This window comes from Marinobacter sp. NSM (assembly GCF_052380025.1).
Lineage (GTDB): Bacteria > Pseudomonadota > Gammaproteobacteria > Pseudomonadales > Oleiphilaceae > Marinobacter.
The window spans coordinates 753,867-775,918 of record NZ_JBQTCK010000001.1; the positions used below are offsets into that span (position 1 = coordinate 753,867).

Genomic DNA, 22,052 nt, shown 5'->3' on the forward strand with positions numbered 1-22,052 from the left:
TCAGTGTTATCAAAGGTTCTGCAACAGTCGTGCCGCAGCCTCGGAATTCTCGTTGGCAGTCGACATGACCTTCACCTGCATCTCGTACTGACGGGACAACTGCAGGTTGGCAATCATTTCTTCCACAGCATTCACGTTGGAGCTTTCCAGAAAACCAGTGGCGACGCGCATAGCGGCATCCGGCGGCTCCGGGCCATCCAGTGCCGGGTCCGGCTTGCGGCGGATGAATCCATCCAACCCTTTCTCAAGGGTATTGGCGGGCGGGTTCACCAGCTTCAGGCGGTCCACTTCAACCAGCTGATCCGGCGGGCCACCCACGGGCACAATAGAAATGGTGCCGTCTGCCCCCACCTGCAGGTTGTCAAAGGGCGGCAGAGCCACGGGGCCACCGTTACCCAACACCAGCTCACCGCTGGCAAGGCGAACCAGGCCGTTCACATCCACCTGGAGGCTGCCGCTGCGGGTAAACACCTCTTCACCCAGATCGTTCTGCACTGCCAGCCAGCCATCGCCTTCCACCGCAACATCCAGTTTGCGACCGGTGTCCATCAGGGCGCCGGCGGACAAATCGGTACCGGGGCGCTCGGTCATGGCGTAGGCGCGGGTGGGATGGTGTTCACCAAACACAGGCATACTGCGGGCCTGGGCAAAATCCTTTTTGAAGCCGATGGTGTTCACGTTTGCCAGGTTATTGGCATGGGCACGCTGGGCCAGCATGTTCTGCTTGGCGCCAGACATTCCAATATAAAGGGCTTTGTCCATGGGCAAACTCCTGCCGGAATTTTGACTGTTTCCGGTCATCCTGCAGGAGTCATGCCATGTTTATGGAAGGGCTTTACCGGAGGTTGATGATGGTCTGGGTGACCGCATCGGAGGTTTCAATGGTCTTGGCGTTAGCCTGGTAATTGCGCTGGGCAATGATCAGGTTAACCAGCTCTGCGGAGAGGTCCACGTTGGACTCTTCCACCGAGCTTGCCTTGATGGAACCCAGGGTGCCGGTGTCTGGCGCACCGATAATCGGCTGGCCAGACTCAAAGGTTTCTACCCAAGTGGTCTCACCCACCGGCGACAACCCATTGGTGTTGTTGAATGACGCCAACGCCACCTGGCCCAGGGACTTGGATTGCCCGTTGGTATACCGGGCAAAGATCACCCCCTGGTCAGACACGTCCAGGCCAGACAAACGGCCGGTGCTGTAGCCGTTCTGGCGCTGGTCGTTAACACCGAAGTTGGCGCCGTACTGGGTAGTGTTCCCGAGGTCCACCACGAAGGCCGAGGTAGTCGGCGGCTCGGGAATCGGTGTCACCACCTCTTCACCGGGCAGTGGTGGGCCATCGGCACCATTCGGTTCGCCATTCGGGTCTTTCGGAATCCAGTCGGTAACCACAATCTCACCGTTCGGGTCACCGTTGATGGACTGCAAGGTGCCATCTTCGTTGAAGCGTGCTGTGTACGGAGATGTGTCTGTACCGGCCACCAGCTCACCATCAATCTGCAAATAGACCGACCACTCACTGACACCCACGCCGTTACCAGGCGAAGGATTCTTGACGAAGAACTGGGTCAGCTCGTGAGAATTACCCAGGCTGTCAAAAATGGTGGTTGAGGTGGCGTGGTTGTAGGTTCTCTGGTCCAGGGGATTGAAGGAATTGGTAATCCGTAGGTCGCCGCCAGCGAACGCATCGGCAATCTCGCTGCTCGCGCCAACCGGAAGAATATCCTGAACCGTGCGGTCAGACTGAATATTCACATCGCCCTGGAACACCTCAAGCGGCTGGTTTACACCGGCATCGGTGCTGGCGAAACTGATACCCACATTTGAGCCACGGTTGTCAATAATCCGGATATCGCTTCCACCATCAACCAGGGAGGCAGACAGGCTTGTGGCGCTCGAGGCGTTGATGGCGTCTACAAGCCCCTGCAATGAACTGACCCCGCTGAGTGAGATAGGCACATTCTGGCCATCCAGCTCTATCCGGAATTCAGTATCGCCAGCCGCCAACGCATCTTCCAGATCGGTAATTGAGAATTCCTGACCAAGGGTGACCGCCGTGGTGGCAGACGCCGACAACCCGCGCTGCTGATTGATGATGCCCGCGGCGTCTCTCGCGGTGGAACCAGCAGGAATGGTGATGTCCGGGGAGTTGGTGCCGTCCGAGTAGGCGACACGGAAGACATCGTCTACGGTCAGATCACCCATGGAAACCGTCTGGAAGTCCACTACCCGGCTTTCCAGCACAGATTGCCGGGAGTCCAGGTTCAGATCGGATCGCAGATTGGTGGTACGGCGTGGCGCCAGGTTGTCAGTCTCGATCTGCAGATCACCCCGAATACCAGACAGGTTGCCGTCGTCATCCGCGGTAAAACCCTGAACCCGCATGTTCTGGTTGTTGGTGACGAACCCGTCTTTATCGATACCGAACTGGCCGGCCCGGGAATAACGGATTTCACCGTTGTTGTTCAGGATAAAGAAACCATCACCGCTGATGGCCATGTCCAGGCCGTTATCAGTGAAGCTGATGTTACCCTGGCCGAAGGACTGCTTGACGTCCTGAACGCGCACGCCATCACCGATCGGATTAGTGCCGCCGCTCAGAAAGCCGCTGGCGTACAGATCGCCAAACTGCACCTTGCTGCCTTTAAAGCCCACCGTACTGGCGTTGGCAATGTTGTTGCCGGTGACATCCAGATCAACCGAGGCCGCCCGAAGGCCGCTCAAACCTGTATTAAATGCCATGACTTATACCTCCTGGTCTGACACCGGATCAGTTAATTTGTTTTACATCGGACAGGGCAATGGAACCCATACCGGCAAGATTGAGAGTAATGGAACCGCCCTTGCCCAGGGACACACTGTCCACATTGGCGCTAACCATGGTACCGAGTTGTTCAGGGCCGGACGGATAAGATCCCTGCGCGACAATCTGGTACGGTCCAGGCGGCAAAGGATTGCCGTTGCCGTCCTCGCCATCCCAACGGAACGACACCACACCGGCCTGGCTGCTGCCCATATCAATCTGGCGCACCAGCTCACCGCTCTGGTTCATCACCGACAACCGCAGCCCACCGGTAGACGCTGGCACTTCGATGGTTCCGGTAATCTCGCCATCATTACCCAGAATGCCCACACTGGAAGGCGCAAGAACGGTCTTGCCAACCATTGCAGAGGCCTGCAGCGCCTGACTGGAACGGAACTGTCCGGCCACATCCTCAACGGTGCCCGACAGGTTCTGCATTTCTTCCAGGGAGCTGAACTGCGCCAACTGGGAGATAAAATCGCCGTTGTCCTGGGGCTCTAACGGGTTCTGGTTTTTAAGCTGGGCGAGCATTAATTCCATGAAAGCGTCTTTGCCAAGCTCGCTGCCGCCCCGGGCCTTGTCGTCCTGATTGATCCGATACTGGCTCAGTACGTCTGAGGCCGAAGCCGAATTCACTGCACTCATGACTCACTCCTCACTATTTACTGCTGACCCAGCGTCAGGATTCGTTGCATCATGGACTTGGCAGTGTTCATGACGTCCACGTTCATCTGGAAACTGCGGGAGGAAGACATCATGTCTGCCATTTCCTCAACGACATTCACGTTCGGGTAGAACACGTAACCGTCTTCATTGGCAGCAGGGTGGTTAGGCTCGTAGCGCATCTGCAACTCTGCATCGCTTTCGAGAATCCCCTCAACCCGCACACCGGCACCGGGACCTTCGTTCAGGCTGGTGCCGAAACTCTGCTGCTGGTCCGGATTCAGCATGGCCTGCTGAATGGCGGCAAAGACCGGTTTGCGTGCCCGGTAAGCATTCTCTGTGCTGGAACTGGCAGTCTCGGCGTTCGCAATATTTGAAGCCGTAGTATTCAGCCGCAGGGATTGTGCGGTCATGCCGGAACCGGCGATGTCAAAAATGTTGCCCAGTGACATGGCAATCTCCTCAAATCGTAAATGACTGCGGCTTACTCACCCTTCAGGGCTTTGGTCAATCCGGAAAACTTGCTGCTCAAAAACTGGAAGCTGGCCTGGTAGTCCATGGCATTGCGCATGAAGCGACTCTGCTCTTCCTGGGCATCCACGGTATTGCCGTCGACAGACGGCTGTTGCGGATTGCGGTATAGCAGTTCACCGTCACTACCCGGGCTGGAAGTGTCCATGTGGCCATGATGCGTGGTCGCCATCTGCAGACCACTGACAGATTCCTGCGCCTTCTGCATCATCGCGCGAAAATCGATATCCCTGGCCTTGTAGCCCGGGGTATCGGCATTGGCCAGGTTATTGGCGAGTACTTCCGCGCGCTGCACCCTGGCCTGGAGTGCGTGCTCGTGAATACCCAGTGCCCTATCAAATGTAATTGCCATGACTGCCTCCGGAATTCTGCACCGGCACCGCTTGAACGGCGGCTTGCCGGATTTGCGTTCTGAAAGAGTTAAAGCAAAGGTGGTGCCAGTTTCATGGAGCGCTTGGGCGACAGGGCTTGCGGAGGAGCATGATCAGAAAGTGAGCGGCAACAGGGTGGAGTTTCGGGCAAAGGCGGCAAACCGTTTCCCTTGGCGGATAAACGGATTGCCGCTATCAGGATCACATCTGGACGGTTACCAGCCCTCCTGGCGACCGGGACCGCGCCATGCCTTTACAAAAGCCTTGGTCTCAGGGCGCGGCACAGACGGTTTTTCAACAGACACCGTTCCGGTATACAGGAAACCAACAACCGACTCCCCCGGCTCCAGGCCCAACCCATCAAGAACCTCGGGATGATAAGCCACGCCCCCGGTACGCCACATCGCGCCATAACCGGCATCCCGCAGGGCAAGCCCCAGGAAGCTCATGCCCACTGCGGCAGACATCAACTGTTCAACCTCGGGCACTTTCGGGTGGGATTGTGGCGCTGCAATGCCCACAATCACCATTGGCGCTCGAAGAGGCGCGCGCCGGGCTTTCTCGATTTCCTGCTCACTGGCAGTTTCAGGGCACGCGCTGGCAAACAGTTCGCCCAGGGCGTGCCGGGCTTCTCCCTCCACCACAAGGTAGCGCCATGGCCTTAGCAGGGCATGGTCAGGCGCCCTGGCGGCGCACTGAAATGCCACATCCACTATGTGGCGGGGCGGTGCCGGCTCTTCTAAACGGGGTTCGGATGCTCTCTCAAGCAGGAAACGGGTTACGGACGTCATACTGGCTCACCGAATTGTGGGTTACACTTAATACTGTTAATCTTTAGTAGTAACTACACATAGAAAAATAACTACCAACAACGATAACGTGTTCGGCGGCATACAATGAGTGACCAACAAGCTTTTCGCAACCGCAGGGCCCTGTATTCCTGCCACCGGGAAGACTCGGTTTTGACATGATGAGCGCACAGGCCGATTTGCGCAATGTCGCCAACAGCGCGGGTAAACTCGCTTCCGCGGACATCCACGACCACACCGTGGCCATTCCGCCCATGCCGGATTATAACGGCCGAATCATCGCCTACACCGCAACGGCCGCGATTATTGTCGCCGGAATCCTCCAGGGCGTATTTCAGCAATGGCTACTATGGTTTGTGGCCGGCGCACTTACCTGGCCGCACATCGCCCATTTGCTGACCCGGCGTACGTTTCTTCGCCGCTCACCACGAATCCGGCAGAAGATGCTGTTTCTGGACTGCGTTATTGGTGGCACCTTCATCGGACTTATCGGCCTGATTGCCATTCCCTCGGTGTCCATATTGTTAATGCTGATGTTCAGTTGTCTGATTGTTGGCGGTATCCGCCAGTGGCTGTTCGGCACCGTACTCATGCTCGCCTCACTTGCGGCGTCTGCAGCCACCTTCGGCGTTGCCGACAGCCTGCAGTCGCCGCTGCTGACCAGCATTGTGGCCCTGGCCTCTACCGGCGTCTATATCTGCGTAACCGCCTACTACTCCCACCAACAGGCCCGCACACTGTTGTTGGCAAAAACCCAGATCCAGAACCAACGTGAACAGTCTATCGCGCTCTCCCACAAGCTATCCAAATACCTGTCGCCGCAGGTCTGGCAATCCATCTTTACCGGCGAGCGTGACGTTCGGCTGGAAACCCAGCGCAAAAAACTGGCCGTATTCTTCTCCGACATCAAGGGCTTCACCGAACTGTCTGAGGAAATGGAACCCGAAGCCCTGACCGAACTGCTCAATCACTACTTCAATGAAATGTCGGAAGTCGCTCTCCGATACGGTGGCACCATCGACAAATTCGTCGGCGATTCCATCATGATCTTTTTTGGCGACCCTACCAGCCGTGGCCAACGGGAAGACGCCTTTGCTTGTGTGTCCATGGCCATCGACATGCGCAAGCATATGAAGATCATGCGCCAGAAATGGCGGAGCCAGGGCATCAAAACCCCGCTTGAGATCCGTATGGGTATCAGCACCGGATACACCACGGTGGGCAACTTCGGTGCCGAAAACCGGATGGACTACACCATCATCGGCAAGGAAGTGAACCTGGCCAGCCGGCTGGAAAGCCTCGCAGAACCTGGCGAGATTCTGGTGTCCTACGAGACCTTCTCTCTGATCAAAGACCGCATCATGTGCCGGGACAAAGGCGAGATCACAGTGAAGGGCTTCGGTAAGCCGGTACCCATTTACGAAGTGGTGGACTTCCGCCGGGATATGGGCCCGAACCGCAGCTTCCTGGAACATGAACACAGCGGCTTTGCCATGTACCTGGACTCCGACAAGATCACCGAAAGGGAACGCAGAGAGGTACTCGCTGCCCTTGAAGACGCAGCCGACAGGCTGCGTCAGGAAGACGATGCCGACTAACTACTGCCGGACCAACCTCGGTCCGGCATCACCCCCTGCACGGGTGCTGCGCCACGGGTTGATATCCAGCCCTCCCCGCCGCGTGTAACGGGCACAAACCATCAATTCTGTTGGCTGGCAACGGGCCATCAAATCCGTAAACACGGTTTCCACGCAATGCTCATGGAAATCCTGCTTCTGGCGAAAACTGACCACATAACGCAGCAAACCAGCACGATCTATCTTCGGGCCGGTATAACGAATGAACACGCTGGCCCAGTCAGGCTGGCCAGTGACCGGGCAATTGCTTTTCAGCAAGTGGGAACACAGCTGCTCGCTGACCACTTCCTCGCCTGCGCTGAGTGAATCCGCCGAGTATTCGTAAACCACATCGTCTACCGGCTCGTCATCAATCAGCTCATAGCCCTGCGGCCGACCTTCCGCAGGGGCAGATTCGTCGACACTGAACAGCCGCACAGCCACGGCGGCGCCACAGGCGCTGGACAGGTCGGCGGTAATGGTCTCGGCAACCTGATCCGCCGATGAGAACACCGCCTGGTTCAGGGAATTCAGATAGAGCTTCAGGGATTTACTTTCGATAATCGACGGCGACGCCGCCGGAAAGCGGATCTCCCCCCAGGCAACTGCTGGCACGCCGCCCGGGCGCAACCAGGAGATCTCCCACGCCTGCCAGAGGTCCTCACCAAACCACGGCCAGCGGCCATCCTCCAGCCCGATACGGCGGCGGTTTTCCTCACGGGCAACCGGGAACAACAGAGACGGATCGTACTGATCCGGATAGTCGCTGGCCTTTCCCAGCGGCGCATTGTGCAAAGCCATAGTTTTTCCTGAAACCTGTCAGTGGCGGATACCCTTGCCCCGGGCAAGCATACGCAATGCAATGGTCGCCAAAAGGACAATGAAAACCAGAATCATACCAAGGGAGACAAACGGATTAACGTCCGAAACACCCAGTATTCCAAAGCGGAAACCATTCACCATATACAGTATAGGGTTGGCCATCGACACGCCTTGCCAGAACCCCGGCAACATATCGATGCTGTAGAACACCCCACCAAGATACGTCAGCGGTGTCAGCACAAACGTGGGCACAATGGAAATATCATCAAACTTGGTCGCCAGCATCGCATTGATAAAGCCACCCAGGGAAAACAACGCCGATGTCAGGAATACCGTCACTACCACCATGGGCAGGCTGTGAATCGATAACCGGGTAAAAGCAAGAGACAGCAAGGTAACCACCAGGCCAATACTCAGCCCCCGGGCCATACCGCCCGCCACGTAACCGGCCAGGATAGTCCAGTTGGGAACCGGCGACACCAGAAGCTCCTCAATACTGCGCTGAAACTTCATGGAAAAAAACGACGACACCACGTTGGCGTAGGAGTTGGTGATCACCGCCATCATGATCAGCCCCGGCACAATGAACTGCATATAGTCGTACCCGCCCATTTCACCAATGCGCGAGCCGATCAGGTTGCCGAAGATAATAAAATACAGCGTCATGGTGACCGCAGGCGGCAACAGAGTCTGGGGCCATATCCGGGTAAACCGGCGAATCTCCCGGAGTACGATGGTGTAAAACGCGGTCCACAGTGCCTGTAACGTCACGCCTTCACCTCCGCCTGCCGGTTGGTCTCACGGGCGTTGTCTTCCACCATGCGCACAAACAACTCCTCCAGCCGGTTGGCTTTGGTACGCATACTGATCACTTTGATGCCCTTCTTTTCCAGTTCAACAAAGAGGGCATTCAGGCCCTGCCCTTTGACCACCTCGGCCTCCAGTGCTCCGTCGTCGTTGAGTTCGCAATGAAATCCTTCGAGCTCCGGGGCGGCATCAACCGGCTGCTCAAGATCCAGCACGAAGGTTTCCACACTCAGCTGTTTCAGCAGTTCACGCTTGCTGGTGTGCCGGATAATCTCGCCATGATCAATGATCGCAATATTGCGGCAAAGCGCCTCGGCTTCTTCAAGATAATGGGTGGTCAGAATGATGGTGGTGCCCTGGCGGTTCATCTCTTCCAGGAACTGCCACATGGAGCGACGCAGCTCAATATCAACGCCGGCGGTGGGCTCATCGAGAATCAGCAGGCGTGGTTCATGGACCAGCGCACGGGCAATCATCAGCCGCCGCTTCATGCCGCCAGACAGCATCCGCGACGGGGTGTCGCGCTTGTCCCACAAGCCCAGTTTCCGGAGGTACTTCTCCGCCGAGATCCTGGCCTGCTTGAGTGGAATGCCGTAGTAACCGGCCTGGGTGGTGACTATGTCGAAGACCTTTTCAAACTGGTTGAAATTGAACTCCTGCGGCACCACGCCAAGGTTCAGCTTTGCGGCGGACAGATCGGTATCGATGTCATGGCCAAACACCCTCACCCGGCCACCGGATTTGTTCACCAACGAAGACACGATGCCCAGAGTGGTGGATTTTCCGGCGCCATTCGGGCCCAGAAGTGCGAAAAAATCGCCTTCCTGTACCTGCAGATCAATCCCCTTAAGCGCCTGAAAGCCACTGCTGTAGCTTTTGACCAGCCCTTGAATTTCCAATGCGTAGGTCATAACCAAACCGTTATCTGAGAGGAACGTGTGCCGAAACCGGCAAATAGGTAGAGAGCTATGTGATTGTGGCTATCTGACGAAAATCAAGGGGGTGAGCACAACCAGGCAGACCACTGGCAAACGCAGAAACTGCGACAGGTTTCCCGATATACCTCTGCCGCCCTCCCTATAATGCTGTTACAACAACTTACAAAAAGCCTGGCGCCCGGCATCGGATGCGCCAGGCCAACGCGAAGGGATTGTACGACACACTATGAGATTCGTTCACCTCACCCGCCTGCTCTTACCTTTTTCCGCTGCATTTGTTCTGGCCGGCTGCCTGGACAGCGGTGGCAGTTCCGGCTCAGACGACACCAGTACCGGGCGCGTGCACTTTCTGGGGGTTAGTGGTCTCGGTTACCAAACCGCCAGCCAGACCGGCACAACGGACCATCAGGGCCAGTTCCGCTACTATCCCGGCGAAACCTTGTCGTTCAACGTTGGCAATCTGCCCATTGTCTCTGACGTTCCGGCACGGGAATACGTAACCTTTCTCGAATTTCTGCCAGAGACCCGGGGCGCCCTCAACACCCCCGGCGTAAATGACGAGGAACTTCGGGACCACACCATCAGCGAACAACAGCAGCTCAACAACATCACCCTGCTAAATATGACGCGGTTCCTGATGGCCCTGAACTGGACAGAGAATGTACCTGAAGGCTCAGGCATTGATATTCGCACCAGAGTGATTGACCAGCTCAACGCAGCGCTAAGCGACCCTGACCTGCCGAATGCCGTGGACTTTAACGTCAACCAGGCGGAGTTTACCGCGGAAGACTCACCAGCCAATCTGCTACTGGCGCAGATCTGCTTCTACCCGGAAGACGACGAACTTTGCTCCGCCCCACCCACAGACGACGACATCAACAACGCACCGCCACGGCCGGAAAACGACGACGACATTGATCCGGACACCGACTACCGGGAAGACCTGGAAAACCTGCGTAACCGGATTCTCCAGGCCGTAAGGACCCTGGAAGATGCAGACAACGAACGGGCCCGAACCTATCTACGCCGGGAGTTGAATGCCATCACCCGGGAAATCGGGCGCCGCTATTACCTGGCGGACCATAAAGCCAACCATGACGCCAGCGACACCGAAATCACGACGGTTTCCATCCGCAAGATCGGCGGGGAGCCTGAATTAGCTCAGTTGGAGGCAATCAGCAAACGGGCGCAGGATGTCGTTGTCCATTCCTGGAGCTGGCAAGACGCAGACGTAGACTACTTTGTGGCTGGGCCCAGTGGCGGGGAATCGGAGCTGCTGATCAACTTCAGACCAGGCAACACCTACCGCTGGGTGCGCAAGCAATTGCGGGTAGTTATCGATTGATCAGACTGTTCAGCGACCACCGGGATTCGCCACCGGTAACATCGTAAAGGGCTGGGTCCAGCCCCTCTGTTCCGTGGGGCAGGCAGTCCCGCACTGTCAGCGCTTCCGACGCCGGACGGGATTGGTTGAATTTCGCTAAATCAATAATCTTTGCTGACTTCAGAGGCTGGCAATCCGGGCCTTGCATCACCATCACCCGGGGCCACAAACGACGCTCCGGCGAATGGGAAACCACCACACCCCGCTGGCCGTCAGACAGCTCCACCAGTGAACCGGTCGGGTATATACCAATGGCCTGAATAAACGCCTCAACCAGGTCCTCCTGGAATTCGATATTGCGCATGTCGTACAGCAGGGAAACCGCTTTGGCGGGGGTTAACGGCTGTTGATCATCACGGGGCGCCGTCATCGATTCGAAAAACTCAGCGATGCCAGCCACCTTGGCCAGCAGCGGAATGCGGTCGCCACGGATCCCCTGCGGGAAACCGGAACCGTTGTGACGTTCCCGATGCCCCTGAACCACACTCATCACCGCACGTGACAAGCCGGCGTGTTCAAGCAGTTTCACGCCCCGGGTTACGTAGCTACGATATTCCGCGTATTCCTCCGGCCCGAGTTGATGCTCGCGCATCAGCAGATCTTTCGGCAGCTCGGTCTTGCCCACCTGAGACAACAAACAACCGGTGCCAAGATGATTCAGCAGGCCCTCATTCAGACCAAGCTGACGACCACAGACCAACGCCCAAACGGCGGTATTGATCGCATGGCGATAGATGTAATCGTCATACTGTCGGGTACGGCTCAGCCACAACAACGCATCCGGCTGGCGGGCAACACTTGCCACCATTTTACGGGCCACCTCGGCAGCCGGCCTAAGATCCGGCATCTGGCCAGAATGCGCTGTCGCGAATGTCTCCTTAAGCGCTTTCTCAGCATCCGCCAGCAAACGGCGGGAAGCCTTTACTTCTCTCTTGAGCGTGGTGGAGGTCTGGTAGGTGACTGGCTCACGAATACTCAACGGAGCCAGTTGCAGCTCCTCCCGGCCGTTAGTACGGCTGGTGGACGCCTTACGGAATGATTTGCCCGTCTCTTTGCTCAGGGCGACAGAATCCCGGCTCTCAGCCACATCGACCATTACCCACTTGCAGTGGGAAACCAGCGCCCGAATGTCGTTCTGTGAGCGGATATAGAAGCCCTGGATGGGGAACGGGGTCTGATGCCACGGCAGATCCAGGTCAGACACGAACATGCCGACCTCCAGATCATGAACCGCGATTTTCTTCTGCTGGACTCCCACCGCACACCTCAGAAAACTGGACTATTGGATACAAACCAGTTTGCCACTCTGGTTGAAAGACACCATTACAGTTTGGCATCCAGACACCACAGAAAGGAAACAAGGCGTAACGCAAGTTATCAAACCGCAACGAAATGTAGCATCGTGAACGGCATCACAGGGCGAATGCCACACTCGTCAGTCTTCTTTGCACTCATTTTCGTTGAACGATGGCAGGCGGGCGCTGAGCGTGCCCCTGGGAACTTTTCTGGCGTGAACGGTATAAGCAACCGACGACGGACGCAGGTAATCCATGTTTACCTCGTCATCACCCCGCTTAACCACTACAGACTCCGGCCGGCAGCTCACCAGCAGGCCGAAACTCGACCCAATATCGGCGACACCCTGCAGGGGCGCTCCCCGCTCAACCGCTACACACACATCCATGCCAGTAGCCGGCTGGCCAGTGGCTGCGATTCGGTCTTTCCCGGGCTCACCACAGGCCCTGATCCCCTCGGCACAGGCGCCGCTATCACTGTGGTTCTGGTCAGTGATACGCCACACTCTTTCGCTGCACTGGGTTTCCAGCCGGATAGGCGTCGCCTTGTTGTTGGCCAGCCACCATCCGGGGTATTCAGCACTTTGCCAGGACACCCTCACCTGGCGGGTTTCGCCTGCGGAGGTCTCGGCCGGGAACATCGCATAGTGTGTGTAGTAACTGGCGCAACCGTTCAAAACAAGCAATGAACACAACACCACCACTAACCCGGAACGCCCTGAAAAAGCGAAAGTCATCAGTAAAGCCATCCTTTCAAAACTCAGACTCGAAGACTTCCATTATCGGGATTGGGCGGGGACATTCCACGGACTATTCATCATTCTGGTCAAACTGCAGGCCAAAACCGTCGTTGGTCTGCCGTACCACCACCATATCCAGTATGGGTGCCGGCACCGGTAAACCCTGCACCTGCACGGTTACCTTGTCACCTAATTGCGGCGAAAAAGGCTCGTCGTTGAGCACGATGAATACGCCTCCGTCCGAGATATCGCGGGTTGAAAACACGAATTCACCAAACTGTTCGTGTACCACCTTAACTTTCGCACTCAAAGCGGTGCGGCTGTGCACTCTGCGATCGTTGTCTACCATACCCCGGGAACCCTGTTTTTGGCTTGTTTTTTATAGTGTTATCAAGCATAACACCATTTTTACACAAATATCCCTCCAGCGTTATTGACCCAAACCGCGATAGCAATGAGAATAGTTGTCGTTTTTAACTGCCTGTGAGTTTATCTATCAGGTGAGCCAAATAAAAGGAAGGAAAACATTATGCGAATGAAACTAGCCGCTGCTGTTGCCATCGCCCTGACCGCCACACCGATGGCTGCCACCGCCGATGGCGAAGTAAACATCTATTCCTACCGCCAGGCTTATCTGCTGGAGCCGCTGTTGAATGCCTTTACCGATGAAACCGGCATCAAGACCAACGTTGTCTTCGCCAAGCAGGGTCTGGCAGAACGTCTGGAACGTGAAGGTCGTAACAGCCCGGCCGACGTGGTAATGACGGTCGACATCTCCCGCATCAACGAGCTGGTTGAAAAAAACTTGGTCGCGGAAGTAGACAGCGACACCATTAACAAGAACATTCCGGAAAACCTGCGCCACCCGGACGGCAAGTGGTTTGCACTGACCACCCGTGGCCGCCTGATTTTCACCTCCAAAGACCGGGTTGAAGAAGGCGAAATCAGCACCTACGAAGACCTGACCGATGCAAAATGGAAAGGCCGCATCTGCACCCGTAGCGGCAAACACCCGTACAACATAGCGCTGGTGTCTTCCATGATCGCCCATAATGGCGAAGAAAAAGCTCAGGAGTGGCTCCAAGGCGTTAAAGACAACCTGGCACGCAAGCCCCAAGGCGGTGATCGTGACCAGATCAAAGCCATCGCCGAAGGCGTGTGCGACGTTGCCTTGGGCAACAGCTACTACTACGGCAACATGCTGATGGACGAAAACCAGCGCCCGACCGCCGAACAGGTTAACCTGGTGTTCCCGAACGCAAACGATCGTGGCACCCACGTGAACATCAGTGGTATCTCCCTGACCCAGAGCTCACCGAACAAGGCCAACGCCATCAAGCTGATTGAGTTCCTGTCCTCACCGAACGCACAGCGCATCTACGCCGAGGCCAACTCTGAGTATCCGGCAAACCCGGAAGTTAAACCGACTGGCCTGGTTGCTGAGTGGGGCGAAATGAACCCGGACACCCTGTCGCTGCAGGAAATCGCCAACAACCGCAACGCAGCCGTTCGCCTGATTGATCGCGTCGACTACGACGGTTAACCGGAGCGGCTAGCCAACTGGCGCCGACTTCAGGCCCATATCAGAAAGGGTACCAGCAGCAAGTTGGTACCCTTTTTCGTGTCTGTTTCAGAGACAGAAATGACCCCCGTCATTGCAGTGAGCCCCCTCAGTATCTAAAATCGCAATTCTTCTCGTCACCACTTCCATAACGGGACAAGCATGACCGAGGTCGTTTCCAGTGCCAATCCGGGGCTTTCGCAACCACTTCTGGCCAAACGCACCTCAAAACGATGGATGATCAGTGCCCTGATCACCACGGCCATTGTCGCTTTACCGGTCTTCTCTGTGCTTTACCTAGCCTTGTTCCCTGATGAGAACATCTGGCCACACCTGATGGACACCACCCTGCCCCGCTACCTCACAACCACCATCAAGCTGATGATTGGCGTGGGCATTCTCACATTGATCATCGGGCTGTCCACCGCCTGGGCGGTGACCATGTGCGATTTCCCGGGGCGAAAATTCTTCGAGTGGGCCCTGCTGCTGCCCTTTGCGGTGCCGGCCTACGTGATTGCCTACGTTTATACCAGCCTGCTCGACTACGCAGGGCCGGTCCAGAAAGCCCTACGGGAATGGTTTGGCTGGCAAAGCGCCGCAGACTACTGGTTCCCGGAAATTCGCAGCCTGGAAGGCGCGGTCCTGATGATCGGCCTGGTGCTCTACCCCTACGTTTACCTATTGGGCCGCGCCGCCTTCATGGAGCAGTCACCGTCGCTGTTTGCGGTCAGCCGCAGCCTTGGCCATTCGGCCATCAGTACGTTTTTCCGGGTAGTATTGCCCATTGCCCGCCCCGCCATCGCGGTAGGCTTGTCACTGGTACTGATGGAAACCCTGAACGACTTCGGCACCGTCGACTTCTTTGCCGTGCAAACCCTCACACTGGGCCTGTTCGATACCTGGATGAACCTGGGCAACCTGGGCGGCGCGGCCCAGATTGCCACCACCATGCTGATGTTCGTGGTGATACTGGTGACACTGGAGCGTTACTCCCGCCGGCGCCAGCAACAGTTTGCCGCACGCGATAACCGCGACCCCATCCACCGCTTTACCATGTCTTTTCCGCGGCAGATGATTTGCCTGGCCGTATGCGCCGTCCCACTGGTGTTCGGATTCATTATTCCGGGCGCCACGCTTGGCTACTACGCCTGGGAATACTTTGATGAAAGCTGGAACCCGAGCTTCATTCGCAACACCTTCAACAGCCTGTTTCTGTCCGGCACCGCTGCCCTCACTACCCTGCTGATTGGCGTCACCCTCGCGTACAGCCGCCGCCTTCACAACACCCAGGGCATGCAAGTACTGATGCGTCTTTCCAGCCTGGGCTACGCCATGCCCGGCGCCGTGCTTGCGGTTGGCGTTATTATTCCCCTGGCCGGCTTCGACAACTGGCTTGATGGCCTGATGCGGGATTACTTTGGTTTCAGCACCGGCCTGCTGTTAAGCGGCACTGCCTTTGCCCTGGTGTTTGCCTACACTGTTCGTTTTTTGGCGGTTTCCGCCGGCAGTGTGGAAAGCGCCCTGCAAAAAGTCACGCCCAGCATGGACATGGCCTCGCGCTCACTGGGGCACACACCCGGTAAAACCCTGGTGAATGTGCACCTGCCCATGCTCAGGGGCACCCTGGTGACCGCAGCCCTGGTGGTGTTTGTAGACTGCATGAAAGAACTGCCCGCCACCCTGATACTGCGCCCATTTAACTACGAAACCCTGGCCACCTATGTGTACCAGTTTGCTTCGGATGAGCAGTTGTACCACAGCGCACTGCCCTCCCTGATTATCGTGCTGGCAGGCATCATACCGATCATTCTGATGAGCCAGTCCATCTCCAATTCCAGAACCATGACCTGATTTAGGCGGGCCCAGTTGCGGATTCAGAAACAAGAAGGCCCGGCAAATTGCCGGGCCTTCTTGTTCACCGCGTAGAGCGTTCTGCAATTACTGCCAGATGACCGGCTGCTTCTTCGCGTACCAGCTATCCACTTTCTCCTGGTAAGCGTCTTCAACCACGTTACGCTTGAGCTTCAGCGTCGGGGTCAGGAAACTGTTCTCGATGGACCACTCATCGCTGACCACAGTGATGAACGCCAGTTGCTCGTGGGGATCAACGGTTTTGTTCACGTCTTTGATCAGCTGAGTAAAGCTCTCTTCAATTTCCTTTCGGAAGTTTTCATCGGCCATCTTCGGGCGAATCTCCTCACCCAGCAGCACCAGGGCATGGGGCTGGGTCTGGTTGGCACCAGACACACACACCATCTCGATGGCGTCATGGGACATCAGGCGATTCTCAATCGGCGCAGGGGCAATGTACTTGCCTTTGCTGGTCTTGAAGATCTCCTTGATGCGGCCGGTCAGCTTCAGGCGGCCCATCTCGTCGATTTCGCCCTTGTCGCCAGTCTTCAGGAAGCCATCTTCGGTAAAGGTTTCCTTGGTTTTCTCTTCGTCCTTGTAGTAACCCATCATGGTGGCCGGGCTCTTCACCAACACTTCGCCCTGCTCGCTGATTTTCACCTCAACACCTGGCAGCGCCTCGCCCACGTAACCGGTACGGGTACGGCCCGGCTTGTTCATGTGCGAGTAGGCGAAGTTCTCAGACATGCCGTAGCCTTCCAGCAGCTCCAGGCCCAGGTTGCGGTACCAGTCCAGCACATCGTTGGACAGCGGCGCGGAGCCGGAGCCCGCCAGCTTGACCTTGTCCAGGCCCAGGCCTTTGAGAACCTTCTTCTTGATCAGCTTGTTGACCAGCGGAATCTTCAGCAACCGCTCCAGCTTCTGCTTGGGCACCTTCTGCAATACGCCGTGCTGGAACTTCACCCACAGGCGAGGCACCGACAGGAACAGCGTAGGCTGCGCGCGCTGCAGATCCTGAACAAAGGTATCCAGGGACTCGGCAAAGTACAGATGGAAGCCAGAATACAGGGAACCCAGCTCCACAAACGTACGCTCGAATACGTGGGCCAGCGGCAGATACGACAACATCCGTTCCTCAGGGCCAACACCCAGAGTCTGGATACCGCCTGCAGCAGCAAACGCCATGTTCTGGAAGCTCAGCATGACGCCTTTCGGACGGCCGGTGCTGCCGGAGGTATAAACAATCGTCGCCAGCTCTTCCGGATCACGATGCACCTGGCCTTCCAGCGGCGGGTACTTGGCCACGATGTCGTCCCAGGTCTCGAAATCGTTGGGCGGGCTCAGGGGGTAGGAAATGCAACGCACGGAATCTGGAACACCCGGCTTCATGCTGTCCCAGTCGTCCAGCTTGCCCACAAACAGAACCTCGCATTCGGCGTGGTTCAGGATGTAGTTGACGGTATCCGCATTCAGGGTCGGGTACAGGGGTACGGAAATATGGCCGGCCAACCAGATCGCCCAGTCGGTCATGATCCATTGCGCGCAGTTCTTCGAAATAAGACCAATACGGCTCTTTTCCGGCAGGTTAAGGGACTTCAGGTAGGATGCCATCCTGCGGGCTTCATCAATTGCCCGGCCCCAGGTGTATTCAACCACCTTGCCGTTGCCAATCGGCTGAGTCATGTAAGGGGAATCAGCTTTCGTGGCTTCCCAGTGGTACAGCATATCGAGGGGAAGTTTGTTTGTTGTGTCCATGGACCTTCCTAGTTTGTCTTTATAGTTGGGGGGTATCGTATTATTAGACTTTCGTAGCCTATTTCAACACACACCTGCACGTCAAAACGTGACAAAACCAAAATATCTGCATTTCAGACAAATGCGCAATAGCAACTGATAAAGTATCGCCCATCCCTACCCCGAAACCTATATCCCTGTGGTAAACTTGCGCACTTTCATTTTTCCGCCCCGGCAAACGGGGACATCAGTCACTGACTCGGAGATGGGCATATGGCCAAGAAGACCTTGCGCACCCTGATCGGCGCTTCGCTGCTGGCAGCAGCAAGCCTGGTTCAGGCTGAAGAAACCCGTGTAGTTGCCATCACGCAGATTGTTGAGCACCCGGCACTGGATGCCGCTCATGAAGGCATCAAAGATGAACTGGCCGAGCGCGGCTACCGCGTGGGTGAAAACCTTCGCCTGATGCACGAAAGCGCCCAGGGCAACTCAGCGATTGCCTCCCAGATTGCCCGCAAGTTTGTGGGTGAAAGCCCGGACGTGATTGTTGCCATCGCTACCCCGTCTGCCCAGACCGTAGCAGCCGCAGCCCGCAACATTCCGGTTGTCTTCTCAGCAGTGACAGACCCGGTGGCGGCCAAACTGGTCCAGAGCCTTGAGACACCGGGCGCCAATATCACAGGCGTAAGCGACATGCTGCCTATTGAGAAGCATTTGGACATGCTCCAGCGCATCATGCCGGATGCCAAGCGCATCGGCACCGTTTACAACCCCGGTGAAGCGAATGCCGCCGCCCTGATTGATCTGCTTGAAGAGCGCCTGGCGGCCCGCGACATGCAACTGGTTAAAGGTGCTGCCACCAAGACCTCTGAAGTGCTGGGTGCGGCCCGCTCGCTGGTCGGCAAGGTAGATGCCATCTACCTGACCACCGACAACACCGTGATCAGTGCTGCCGAAGCGGTGATTTCCGTTGGCGAGCGGTCCAAGATTCCGGTATTCGCGGCAGACACCGCCACTGTTGAGCGTGGCGCGGTTGCCGCTCTCGGTTTCAACTACTACAACCACGGCCGCCAGACCGGCGCCATGGTTGTGCGCATTCTGGAAGGTGCCGGCACCGCCGACATGCCCGTTGAAACCATGGAAGAGCTGGACCTTTACGTAAACCCGGCCGCCGGTGAGCGCATGGGTATTACCCTGTCCGAAGACCTCATCCAGGACGCAAAAGAAGTCGTCAAAAGCGACAAGTAACGCCTGACCAACACGGGCGGACCCCACAAGGGCCCGCCCGTTTTCTTTCACGGTGATTAACTACCCATGCTCAGTGAAATTGCATTCTACGGTGCTCTTGAAACCGGCCTGATCTATGGCCTGGTTGCCTTTGGTATTTACCTCTCTTTCCGTGTTCTCGACTTCCCCGACCTGACAGTGGACGGCAGCTTCCCCCTGGGTGCAGCCGTAGCCGCCGTTCTGATCCTGGAAGGCTGGAACCCGTGGGTTGCCACCGGCTTGGCCGCGTTGGCGGGCATGGCGGCAGGCGCTGTGACGGCTCTCCTAAACGTCAAGCTCAACATCCTGAACCTTCTGGCGTCCATCCTGACCATGATCGCGCTGTACTCGGTGAACCTACGCATCATGGGCCGGCCTAATATCGCACTGTTGTCAGAAGAAACGGTACTGACACCCTGGTATTCCCTTGGTCTGGAGTTCCATCAGGTGCCCGTCATTCTGTTCCTGATCGTTGTCGCGGTTTCGTTGGTGCTCCTGTGGCGCTTCATGAAATCGGAAACCGGCCTGGCCATGCGCGCTACTGGCTCCAACGCTCGCATGGCAAGGGCTCAGGGCATCGCCACTGGCGGAATGATCATCCTGGGTGTGGCCCTGTCTAACGGTCTGGTTGGTCTGGCCGGTGCTCTGTTCGCCCAGAGCCAGGGGGCTGCCGATGTTACGATGGGTGTAGGCGTGATTGTTATTGGTCTGGCGTCCCTGATTGGCGGTGAGGCTGTGCTAACCCCCTCTACTGTTATGCGTGCCCTGCTGGCCTGCGTGATCGGCGCCATCATTTACCGTCTGGCGATAGCCTTTGCACTGAATGCAGACGTACTTGGTCTGCAGGCCCAGGATCTGAACCTGATTACCGCGGTACTCGTTACCCTGGCGATTGTTCTGCCGGGCGTTCGCACCAATCTCACTAACCGCTTCAGCCGCAATAAAGCCTGAGGAGGCACTATGATCAGCGCGACCGATCTACGGCTTACCTTCGGCAAGGGTACGCCACTGGAAAACCCGGCACTGCGGGGCATGAGCCTGACCGTAAACCAGGGTGAGTTTGTGACCGTTATCGGCAGTAACGGGGCCGGCAAATCCACCTTCCTGAACGCCCTCTCGGGCGAGGTGATGGTGGACAGCGGCCAGATTATTGTCGACAACCAGGACGTTACCCGCCTGCCCACCCACAAACGGGCCTCGCGAGTGGCACGGGTGTTCCAGGACCCTCTCGCGGGCACCTGTGAGAACCTGTCCATCGAGGAAAACCTGGCACTGGCCATCAAGCGTGGCCAGCGCCGTGGCCTCACCACAGCGGTGAAAGGCAAGTACCTGCCGCAATTCCGGGACAGCCTCGCCACGTTGAAGCTGGGCCTGGAGAACCGCCTGGGCGACAAGATGGGCCTGCTCTCCGGTGGCCAGCGCCAGGCCGTCAGCCTGCTGATGGCCAGCCTGACGCCTTCCAGCATCCTGTTGCTGGACGAGCACACCGCCGCCCTGGACCCGAAAACCGCCAACTTTGTTCTGGAGCTCACGCAAAAGATCATTGAAGAACAGAAGCTGACCGCCCTGATGGTCACCCACAGCATGAAACAAGCGCTGGAGGTGGGCAGCCGAACAGTCATGCTGCACCAGGGCCAGGTGGTGTTCGACATTGCCGGTAAAGACCGTGAAGGACTGGAAGTAAAAGACCTACTCGGCCTGTTTGAGAAACAGCGCGGGCTGGAAGTGGACGACGACAGCCTGTTACTGGGCTAAGCCATTTCCGCAATAGATAACGGGGCCACGAAGGCCCCGTTTTTTATTACACACAGCGAAAGCCGTTAATGGCCGTAAATGCGCATCGAGGTATTGGTTATGGCCAGGTCATCCAGCATGACCGAACCAACCGAGGTGCCACCAATTAACACGCCACCTATGCTCAGGTCAGCCCGGAAGCTGTCCATCTCTATGGCGAGAACTTCGGTACCGGCGGCATTGGCGCCCTTGAAGATATCCAGATCCACATTGGCGAACAGCCGCAAGGGCTGGGGTGCCTGCAGATCATAATCCGCCCCGGTGAGCCGGAGATCCCGGATACCCATGGCCAGGAATGGAATATCAAAGTCCAGGTCATCAATGGCGAAATCCGTTAACAGCCTCAGGGTATCCGTGGCGGTATCCACCCGGATGGTGCCAGAGCCAATCAGCATATCCATCTGGAAGTTATCCATAATGGTGGTGCTGCCATCGATGCCGGTCAGGTCCCAGGCCCCGGTGGTGATGCGCATATCCACAGCCCCGAAGGTCATCGGGAGAATGTTGATGATGGCATCGCCGTCATTGGCAATGTCGATATTGATCCGAACGTTGTCCAGCTTGTCGCTGGGCCCGGCTCCCGTCAGGTTAAAGCCCAGTTCCGGAAACAGGTCGATACGGTTGGCACCACCCACAGAGATATCGTTAATCACCAACGATCCCTCATCCGTGTAGATAAACCGATCAATATTCAGCCGGGTTTCCAGCTCAATAGTGACACCCGCCTGACCGGTGATGTTACCCATCGAGATTTCATCCAACGGCTGGAACGCCATGGCGGCAGGGGCGGCCCCCGCAACACACAGCCCTAGCATGGTAGATTTCAGGCCTTTCATTGTTCTTTTCCTTTTATAGTAGTTATCACTTCCTGTGGGCCACTGCGGTGTTACGACGCCACCCTCATACTCTACCGACACGTCGCATCTCGATACGTGCAGACATCACAAAAACTTGCGCATCACAACAATTTTCACTGAACGCTTTTTAACCACAACATCTAGTGATTCCCCCGAAACCGCGCTGAACGCCCGCACAGCAGGGATTTTGCGCGTTGCAAGTATTCTTCCATTGA

Annotated in this window: 21 protein-coding genes; 7 read left to right on the forward strand and 14 right to left on the reverse strand. The window is 56.8% G+C overall.

The window, feature by feature from the left end:
• Window positions 1-9 precede the first annotated feature (9 nt).
• The 6 genes from ACTZWX_RS03545 to ACTZWX_RS03570 all read right to left on the reverse strand — a co-directional run bounded on the left by ACTZWX_RS03545 (window position 10) and on the right by ACTZWX_RS03570 (window position 5,154).
• The gene (locus ACTZWX_RS03545) at window positions 10-762 is read right to left on the reverse strand and encodes a flagellar basal body rod protein FlgF (RefSeq protein ID WP_444712762.1); all 753 of its coding nucleotides are present in this window, start codon (window positions 760-762) and stop codon (window positions 10-12) included.
• 73 nt (window positions 763-835) lie between these two features.
• Window positions 836-2,737 carry a flagellar hook protein FlgE gene (locus ACTZWX_RS03550; protein ID WP_152438291.1) on the reverse strand — a complete coding sequence of 634 codons (1,902 nt, stop codon included), beginning with the start codon at window positions 2,735-2,737 and terminating at the stop codon, window positions 836-838.
• A gap of 28 nt (window positions 2,738-2,765) precedes the next feature.
• The gene (locus ACTZWX_RS03555; RefSeq protein ID WP_072677156.1) at window positions 2,766-3,443 is read right to left on the reverse strand and encodes a flagellar hook assembly protein FlgD; all 678 of its coding nucleotides are present in this window, start codon (window positions 3,441-3,443) and stop codon (window positions 2,766-2,768) included.
• Between the two features lie 17 nt (window positions 3,444-3,460).
• The gene (flgC, locus tag ACTZWX_RS03560; protein ID WP_072677155.1) at window positions 3,461-3,913 is read right to left on the reverse strand and encodes a flagellar basal body rod protein FlgC; all 453 of its coding nucleotides are present in this window, start codon (window positions 3,911-3,913) and stop codon (window positions 3,461-3,463) included.
• Between the two features lie 32 nt (window positions 3,914-3,945).
• Window positions 3,946-4,344: a flagellar basal body rod protein FlgB gene (gene flgB / locus ACTZWX_RS03565; RefSeq protein ID WP_444712763.1), complete on the reverse strand. Its 399-nt coding sequence runs from the start codon at window positions 4,342-4,344 to the stop codon at window positions 3,946-3,948.
• A 234-nt stretch (window positions 4,345-4,578) separates the two neighbouring features.
• Window positions 4,579-5,154: a nitroreductase family protein gene (locus tag ACTZWX_RS03570; RefSeq protein ID WP_444712764.1), complete on the reverse strand. Its 576-nt coding sequence runs from the start codon at window positions 5,152-5,154 to the stop codon at window positions 4,579-4,581.
• Window positions 5,155-5,330: 176 nt separating this feature from the next.
• Between ACTZWX_RS03570 and ACTZWX_RS03575 the strand changes: the two genes are divergently transcribed.
• Window positions 5,331-6,770, forward strand: a complete 1,440-nt coding sequence (locus ACTZWX_RS03575) for an adenylate/guanylate cyclase domain-containing protein (RefSeq protein ID WP_444712765.1) — start codon at window positions 5,331-5,333, stop codon at window positions 6,768-6,770.
• On the opposite strand, the gene queF is transcribed toward ACTZWX_RS03575, so the two are convergent.
• Genes queF through ACTZWX_RS03590 form a run of 3 tightly spaced genes read right to left on the reverse strand, consistent with a single transcriptional unit; the run spans window position 6,771 to window position 9,328 of the window.
• Window positions 6,771-7,589 (reverse strand): NADPH-dependent 7-cyano-7-deazaguanine reductase QueF, encoded by an 819-nt coding sequence (gene queF / locus ACTZWX_RS03580; RefSeq protein ID WP_444712766.1) that lies wholly within the window; start codon window positions 7,587-7,589, stop codon window positions 6,771-6,773.
• Window positions 7,590-7,607: 18 nt separating this feature from the next.
• Window positions 7,608-8,381: an ABC transporter permease gene (locus tag ACTZWX_RS03585; RefSeq protein WP_342630553.1), complete on the reverse strand. Its 774-nt coding sequence runs from the start codon at window positions 8,379-8,381 to the stop codon at window positions 7,608-7,610.
• Window positions 8,378-9,328 carry an ABC transporter ATP-binding protein gene (locus tag ACTZWX_RS03590; protein ID WP_444712767.1) on the reverse strand — a complete coding sequence of 317 codons (951 nt, stop codon included), beginning with the start codon at window positions 9,326-9,328 and terminating at the stop codon, window positions 8,378-8,380. Before ACTZWX_RS03590 ends, ACTZWX_RS03585 begins: the two co-directional genes overlap by 4 nt.
• Before the next feature lie 253 nt (window positions 9,329-9,581).
• Between ACTZWX_RS03590 and ACTZWX_RS03595 the strand changes: the two genes are divergently transcribed.
• Complete coding sequence (locus ACTZWX_RS03595) at window positions 9,582-10,700, forward strand: organic solvent ABC transporter permease (RefSeq protein ID WP_444712768.1); 1,119 nt, start codon at window positions 9,582-9,584, stop codon at window positions 10,698-10,700.
• Here ACTZWX_RS03595 and ACTZWX_RS03600 read toward each other — a convergent pair.
• From ACTZWX_RS03600 to ACTZWX_RS03610, 3 genes are all read right to left on the reverse strand, one after another.
• Window positions 10,690-11,997 (reverse strand): HD-GYP domain-containing protein, encoded by a 1,308-nt coding sequence (locus ACTZWX_RS03600; protein ID WP_444712769.1) that lies wholly within the window; start codon window positions 11,995-11,997, stop codon window positions 10,690-10,692. The genes ACTZWX_RS03595 and ACTZWX_RS03600 overlap by 11 nt on opposite strands.
• 177 nt (window positions 11,998-12,174) lie before the next feature.
• Window positions 12,175-12,771 carry a hypothetical protein gene (locus tag ACTZWX_RS03605; protein ID WP_444712770.1) on the reverse strand — a complete coding sequence of 199 codons (597 nt, stop codon included), beginning with the start codon at window positions 12,769-12,771 and terminating at the stop codon, window positions 12,175-12,177.
• Window positions 12,772-12,844: 73 nt separating this feature from the next.
• Window positions 12,845-13,123: a PilZ domain-containing protein gene (locus tag ACTZWX_RS03610; protein ID WP_152438299.1), complete on the reverse strand. Its 279-nt coding sequence runs from the start codon at window positions 13,121-13,123 to the stop codon at window positions 12,845-12,847.
• Window positions 13,124-13,303: 180 nt separating this feature from the next.
• Here ACTZWX_RS03610 and ACTZWX_RS03615 point away from each other — a divergent pair, with 180 nt between their 5' ends.
• Window positions 13,304-14,317 (forward strand): Fe(3+) ABC transporter substrate-binding protein, encoded by a 1,014-nt coding sequence (locus ACTZWX_RS03615; RefSeq protein WP_444712771.1) that lies wholly within the window; start codon window positions 13,304-13,306, stop codon window positions 14,315-14,317.
• 180 nt (window positions 14,318-14,497) lie between these two features.
• The gene (locus ACTZWX_RS03620) at window positions 14,498-16,186 is read left to right on the forward strand and encodes an ABC transporter permease (protein WP_444712772.1); all 1,689 of its coding nucleotides are present in this window, start codon (window positions 14,498-14,500) and stop codon (window positions 16,184-16,186) included.
• An 87-nt stretch (window positions 16,187-16,273) separates the two neighbouring features.
• On the opposite strand, the gene ACTZWX_RS03625 is transcribed toward ACTZWX_RS03620, so the two are convergent.
• Window positions 16,274-17,941 (reverse strand): AMP-binding protein, encoded by a 1,668-nt coding sequence (locus ACTZWX_RS03625; protein ID WP_444712773.1) that lies wholly within the window; start codon window positions 17,939-17,941, stop codon window positions 16,274-16,276.
• Between the two features lie 252 nt (window positions 17,942-18,193).
• Here ACTZWX_RS03625 and ACTZWX_RS03630 point away from each other — a divergent pair, with 252 nt between their 5' ends.
• The 3 genes from ACTZWX_RS03630 to ACTZWX_RS03640 all read left to right on the forward strand — a co-directional run bounded on the left by ACTZWX_RS03630 (window position 18,194) and on the right by ACTZWX_RS03640 (window position 20,941).
• The gene (locus tag ACTZWX_RS03630) at window positions 18,194-19,168 is read left to right on the forward strand and encodes an ABC transporter substrate-binding protein (RefSeq protein WP_152438302.1); all 975 of its coding nucleotides are present in this window, start codon (window positions 18,194-18,196) and stop codon (window positions 19,166-19,168) included.
• Between the two features lie 66 nt (window positions 19,169-19,234).
• The gene (locus tag ACTZWX_RS03635; RefSeq protein ID WP_444712774.1) at window positions 19,235-20,137 is read left to right on the forward strand and encodes an ABC transporter permease; all 903 of its coding nucleotides are present in this window, start codon (window positions 19,235-19,237) and stop codon (window positions 20,135-20,137) included.
• 9 nt (window positions 20,138-20,146) lie between these two features.
• On the forward strand, window positions 20,147-20,941 hold the full coding sequence (locus tag ACTZWX_RS03640) for an ABC transporter ATP-binding protein (RefSeq protein WP_061332101.1): 795 nt from the start codon (window positions 20,147-20,149) through the stop codon (window positions 20,939-20,941).
• A 65-nt stretch (window positions 20,942-21,006) separates the two neighbouring features.
• On the opposite strand, the gene ACTZWX_RS03645 is transcribed toward ACTZWX_RS03640, so the two are convergent.
• The gene (locus ACTZWX_RS03645; RefSeq protein WP_444712775.1) at window positions 21,007-21,816 is read right to left on the reverse strand and encodes a DUF6160 family protein; all 810 of its coding nucleotides are present in this window, start codon (window positions 21,814-21,816) and stop codon (window positions 21,007-21,009) included.
• Between the last annotated feature and the right edge of the window lie 236 nt (window positions 21,817-22,052).

Coding starts and splice junctions, on each gene's coding strand:
- ACTZWX_RS03545 (WP_444712762.1), bottom strand. CDS start 762: ATGGACAAAGCCCTTTATATTGGAATGTCTGGCGCCAAGCAGAACATG.
- ACTZWX_RS03550 (WP_152438291.1), bottom strand. CDS start 2,737: ATGGCATTTAATACAGGTTTGAGCGGCCTTCGGGCGGCCTCGGTTGAT.
- ACTZWX_RS03555 (WP_072677156.1), bottom strand. CDS start 3,443: ATGAGTGCAGTGAATTCGGCTTCGGCCTCAGACGTACTGAGCCAGTAT.
- flgC (WP_072677155.1), bottom strand. CDS start 3,913: ATGTCACTGGGCAACATTTTTGACATCGCCGGTTCCGGCATGACCGCA.
- flgB (WP_444712763.1), bottom strand. CDS start 4,344: ATGGCAATTACATTTGATAGGGCACTGGGTATTCACGAGCACGCACTC.
- ACTZWX_RS03570 (WP_444712764.1), bottom strand. CDS start 5,154: ATGACGTCCGTAACCCGTTTCCTGCTTGAGAGAGCATCCGAACCCCGT.
- ACTZWX_RS03575 (WP_444712765.1), top strand. CDS start 5,331: ATGATGAGCGCACAGGCCGATTTGCGCAATGTCGCCAACAGCGCGGGT.
- queF (WP_444712766.1), bottom strand. CDS start 7,589: ATGGCTTTGCACAATGCGCCGCTGGGAAAGGCCAGCGACTATCCGGAT.
- ACTZWX_RS03590 (WP_444712767.1), bottom strand. CDS start 9,328: ATGACCTACGCATTGGAAATTCAAGGGCTGGTCAAAAGCTACAGCAGT.
- ACTZWX_RS03595 (WP_444712768.1), top strand. CDS start 9,582: ATGAGATTCGTTCACCTCACCCGCCTGCTCTTACCTTTTTCCGCTGCA.
- ACTZWX_RS03605 (WP_444712770.1), bottom strand. CDS start 12,771: ATGACTTTCGCTTTTTCAGGGCGTTCCGGGTTAGTGGTGGTGTTGTGT.
- ACTZWX_RS03610 (WP_152438299.1), bottom strand. CDS start 13,123: ATGGTAGACAACGATCGCAGAGTGCACAGCCGCACCGCTTTGAGTGCG.
- ACTZWX_RS03615 (WP_444712771.1), top strand. CDS start 13,304: ATGCGAATGAAACTAGCCGCTGCTGTTGCCATCGCCCTGACCGCCACA.
- ACTZWX_RS03620 (WP_444712772.1), top strand. CDS start 14,498: ATGACCGAGGTCGTTTCCAGTGCCAATCCGGGGCTTTCGCAACCACTT.
- ACTZWX_RS03625 (WP_444712773.1), bottom strand. CDS start 17,941: ATGGACACAACAAACAAACTTCCCCTCGATATGCTGTACCACTGGGAA.
- ACTZWX_RS03630 (WP_152438302.1), top strand. CDS start 18,194: ATGGCCAAGAAGACCTTGCGCACCCTGATCGGCGCTTCGCTGCTGGCA.
- ACTZWX_RS03635 (WP_444712774.1), top strand. CDS start 19,235: ATGCTCAGTGAAATTGCATTCTACGGTGCTCTTGAAACCGGCCTGATC.
- ACTZWX_RS03640 (WP_061332101.1), top strand. CDS start 20,147: ATGATCAGCGCGACCGATCTACGGCTTACCTTCGGCAAGGGTACGCCA.
- ACTZWX_RS03645 (WP_444712775.1), bottom strand. CDS start 21,816: ATGAAAGGCCTGAAATCTACCATGCTAGGGCTGTGTGTTGCGGGGGCC.